This window comes from Methylobacterium sp. WL103 (genome assembly GCF_008039885.1).
Classification (GTDB): domain Bacteria; phylum Pseudomonadota; class Alphaproteobacteria; order Rhizobiales; family Beijerinckiaceae; genus Methylobacterium; species Methylobacterium cerastii.
This window is the reverse complement of sequence record NZ_VRUX01000421.1, coordinates 1-3,781: the sequence shown is the minus strand read 5'-3', so window position 1 is coordinate 3,781 and position 3,781 is coordinate 1. Positions and strand designations below refer to the sequence as shown.

Annotated in this window: 5 protein-coding genes, 1 tRNA gene and 2 pseudogenes; 3 read left to right on the top strand and 5 right to left on the bottom strand. The window is 65.9% G+C overall.

Features of this window, described 5'->3' with window-relative positions:
- Both FV222_RS19775 and FV222_RS19770 read right to left on the bottom strand, forming a co-directional pair.
- Positions 1-312 (bottom strand): annotated as a pseudogene (locus tag FV222_RS19775) (transposase); the annotation flags it as partial.
- Positions 313-401: 89 nt separating this feature from the next.
- Positions 402-704, bottom strand: coding sequence for a helix-turn-helix domain-containing protein (locus FV222_RS19770; protein ID WP_147815451.1), 303 nt, complete (start codon positions 702-704; stop codon positions 402-404).
- Positions 705-839: 135 nt separating this feature from the next.
- Between FV222_RS19770 and FV222_RS19765 the strand changes: the two genes are divergently transcribed.
- Complete coding sequence (locus tag FV222_RS19765) at positions 840-1,094, top strand: hypothetical protein (protein ID WP_147815450.1); 255 nt, start codon at positions 840-842, stop codon at positions 1,092-1,094.
- A 65-nt stretch (positions 1,095-1,159) separates the two neighbouring features.
- On the opposite strand, the gene FV222_RS19760 is transcribed toward FV222_RS19765, so the two are convergent.
- Positions 1,160-1,453 carry a hypothetical protein gene (locus FV222_RS19760; protein WP_147815449.1) on the bottom strand — a complete coding sequence of 98 codons (294 nt, stop codon included), beginning with the start codon at positions 1,451-1,453 and terminating at the stop codon, positions 1,160-1,162.
- A 112-nt stretch (positions 1,454-1,565) separates the two neighbouring features.
- Between FV222_RS19760 and FV222_RS19755 the strand changes: the two genes are divergently transcribed.
- Together FV222_RS19755 and FV222_RS19750 are read left to right on the top strand one after the other, a co-directional pair.
- Entirely contained in the window at positions 1,566-1,760 is a 195-nt protein-coding gene (locus FV222_RS19755) for a hypothetical protein (RefSeq protein WP_147815448.1), read from the top strand.
- Positions 1,761-2,469: 709 nt separating this feature from the next.
- Positions 2,470-3,021, top strand: a complete 552-nt coding sequence (locus FV222_RS19750; RefSeq protein ID WP_147815447.1) for a hypothetical protein — start codon at positions 2,470-2,472, stop codon at positions 3,019-3,021.
- Between the two features lie 248 nt (positions 3,022-3,269).
- Here FV222_RS19750 and FV222_RS19745 read toward each other — a convergent pair.
- Positions 3,270-3,344: transfer RNA gene (locus tag FV222_RS19745), tRNA-Gly, on the bottom strand.
- A gap of 118 nt (positions 3,345-3,462) precedes the next feature.
- A pseudogene (locus FV222_RS19740) lies at positions 3,463-3,687 on the bottom strand (DNA mismatch repair protein MutT); the annotation flags it as partial.
- Between the last annotated feature and the right edge of the window lie 94 nt (positions 3,688-3,781).

Here is a 3,781-nt window from a genome sequence, read left to right as displayed (position 1 = left end):
GGATGTGCTCGACACAGGCGCGTCGGCGCGCGGGGCTCAGAAGTTTCCCCGGGACGCCTCCTGCAGGATCAGCTTGTCGAGGGTGAGATCGGCGATTGCCTTTCGAAGCCGAGCATTCTCGGTCTCAAGACTCTTCATCCGTCGAACTTGATCCGACTTCAGGCCGCCAAACTCACGCCGCCACCGGTAGTACGTCACCGAACTCACACCGAGCGCGCGGATTGCATCGGCCACGCTCTGGCCCTGTGAGATCAGCACGTCCGCCTGACGTAGCTTCGCGACGATCTCCTCGGGCTTCGGGTGCTTTGCCATCTCGTCCGTCCTCCAGGCTCAAAAGCCATACCAAAGGGCGGACCACTTCAATGGGGGCTGACCAAGAGCCTGGGGAAACCTGCAGAGCGTCAACGGCTCCTTCCCGAGGTCAATCGCATTGCGCGGATTTCAGCCCGCTCGCGATCGTTGACCTCGTTCATCTCGTCGAGGTCCGGGATGCCGCCGTGGTAGTCCCGGACCCGCAGGTCGAGGTTCAGCGCGTTCAGGACGCGCACGACGCGGGGCAGGCTCGGCTCGGCGATCTCCGCCTTCTCCAGTGCGGCCAGCCACGACGGCGAGACACCGGCCTCGGCCGCGAGCCGGCGCACGGACAGGCGGCGGACGCTGCGGGTGTGGGCGATCTGCTCGCCGATGTCTCTGAGGCTGTCCATGCCCGGATCCTAGCCGGCCATGATGAAAGTCAGCCTACCGACTCAGCGGCTGCGCGAAATCCCGGTCGCCGTCCAGTACGAATCGTTCGATCGTGGCACACTGCGGATCTGTCGAAATCCGTAGGGGGAAATGGGATGCAGACCCAAGCGCAAGCCGTCGATCCGGCCGTGATCGCCCGCCTAGCGAAGCGGTTCGCGGGCAACGCCCGGACCCGGGCCAACCACGCCCGATGGGCCGCCCGGGCTGCCCTGCCGCCGACGCCGCCGTGGGAGCTGATCCAGGAGGTCCTCATCAAGGGGCGCGCCGACGGGCTCAACGACCGCCAGCTGGCCGCGGGCGTCTACTCGATCCTCGTCGCCAAGGGCCTCATCTCAGAGGGCCGGGCGTGATCGAGAGCGACTGCGCACACCTGTTCCACCGATACGGGGTCGCCCTCGCCATCAACGAATTCCTTTCAGGGCAGCCGCTTCCCGACGATCGCCTCGACGGCGGCGGCCGCGGCCCCGGGCTCGCTCCCGTGCGGGACGACCGTGCTCGACAGGGCGCGCCCCGTGACGAGGTCGACGACGAGGACGGTCGACCGCTCCGTGCCGAGGAGGACGCGGACGACGAGCTCGATGCGGTCGCTGGATCCGGGGCCGTCCTCGATCGGGTAGCGGCCCTCGACGTGGCCGGCCGGCCGGCGCGGGGGCGGCTCCATGCCGGCGAGGATGCGCAGGGCGGACGGGTCGTACTCGGCGTCGGACATGCGCGGGAGTCTGAGGCCGCCCCTGCAACGAGGCAAGCCTGGACGGATGCGGAGAAGGCCCCGGCGGGCGGTCTGCCGGCGACCTGGTCGGCTTGGTGAGGGAGGGGCGGGCATGAGACAGTCCACGATCGACGACATCGCCGGCGGCGCCGCGTGGACCGTGGAAAAGGTCATCGCCGAGAACCCGGGGGACACCCCGAAGGAGAGGACAGCCCGGCTCCAGAGGGAGCTCGCCCTGTGGATCGGGCACGCCGTGAAGCGAGAGGTCCACAACGACAGGCGCCGCGTGGGGAGGACCCGGGCATGATCCACGGATCGCTGCAGGTCCTGGTCATCTGGGCCGCGTTCGGCCTGCCGCTGGGGACCGCCGTCGGCCTGGCGATCGCGTGGGGCGACAGCTGAGGCGGAGGCCGTTCGGGGCTGCAACAAAGGGCTTCGCTCATATTTCGCTTTGTTGAGGGCCATAACAAAGCGAAACCGAGCGAAGCCCTTTGTTAGAACCCCGTTTTCGGGCCTAAAACCCCGGAAAACTCGTCTTACGATGCTTTGTAGCGGCGATAAGTCGACTTAAGGCGTCGAAAACGCCGTTTTGCCGCTGTTTTGGCGGTATAACAAAATGAAAACCCGGATTTCACTTTGTTCTGGGCCTTAACAAAGCGAAATCTGGCCTGAGCCCTTTGTTTTGACGCCTGAAACCTTGTGAATGGCCCCTCAAAGCCTTTGTGGAGGCTCCATCGAGGCCGTTTGCTCGCTTTGTCGGGCTTTTCCGGGCCTTTGACCGCCCAAAGGGGGCTTCCGACAAAGCGAAAGTTACCGAAGCCCCTTCCCGCGGCACGGATCGCCTGGATAACGACCGATAAGGTCGATCCCTCAAATTCGAGCGATCATCTTCAAGATCATTCAAGGTGAAGCAAGTATTGCGAAGATCGATAAAGAAATAAGGTGGGGTCCGCTAAGGTTCTGGAAGGTTTTTCGGTACATCTAAGGTGCCTCTTCAACGCCGAAGGAGGCACATCATGGCAAGCTCCCCCAACAACACCGAACTGAACGCGGCCGAGGTCGAGATCATGACCCGGCTCATCGAGGCGGCCGACGAGGCCGAGCGCGAACTGCTGCCCATCTCGCAGTCGGGTGGCGACGTCGACCGATGGGTCGAGCGCTACGTCCGGGCGAACGACCTCGTCTACGCCATCTGGCAGGACACCTCGTGCTGCCTCGGGCACGACGCGATGATCGTGAGCGGCGGACAGGAGCTGCTCGCGAGCGACGTCGGCTGGGCCCCCACGATCGGCGCGATCCGGGTGGCGTCGCGCAAGGCCGCCGACATGCTCGCGGCGCACCACGGGGACATGCGCAACTCGCGGTCCGTCACGTGCCCGCGCCTCACGCACATCGTCCTGCTGAACGGCGGCGACGTCATCAACGTGCTGTCGCTGGGCGATCCGAATCCCCGGCCGCTCCACCGAAGCGTGACGAACGCCACGATGGAACGGGCCGCCCTGAACCTCGCGGAGCGCAGGCGTCGCGAGAGGGCCCGGCAGCGCCGTGACCGGAAGCGGAACGGCTGACCCGACCTCGCGTGCGGCAGCGCACGCGATGGGGGCGGGCGTGACCTGGAACAGGACACGTGGGGGGTGGCAGCCTCCCCTCGCGACGAAAATCGCGGTCCCGCTTCAATCGGGACCGCCCGTCGCCGACCACCCTGCCGGACCCCGTCCGAGCGGGGTTTCGGCACGTTTCGGGACCAGTTACGGGACCAACGCAGAAGGCCGCCCGGAGGCGGCCTTGCTAAGTCATTGTAATTGTCCGTGAAAATTGGAGCGGGCGAAGGGATTCGAACCCTCGACCCCAACCTTGGCAAGGTTGTGCTCTACCCCTGAGCTACACCCGCTCACAATGCTGGTCCGCTGGAAACTCTCGTGCCCGGCGGCCCCGGCGGCGCTCTCTAAACACCATTCCAACCGGCGTTGCAAGCGCCCTCCGCGAGGATTTTTCCGCGCCGCCGGTTCTCACCAGAGGTCGGCGGGCGGAAGGCCGTCGCGGATCTCGCGCAGGCGCGCCACCGTCGCGCGGGTGGTCGCGTCGGGGAGCGCGTCGAGGGCGAAGAAGGCGCAGGCCGCGATCTCGCGGTCGGGCCGCTTCTCGCCGAGCACCGTGAAGGCCGGGGCGACGTAGAGGGCGACGTGGTCGCGCGGCGACGCCGCGCGGTTGCGATAGAAGCCGTGCAGGCGCAGCGCTGTGTATTATACACATATGACGCAGCCGACGACTCCTTAAGTGTAGATATAGGTGGTGGCCGGATAATTAAAAAAAAAAGGGGGGGGGGGG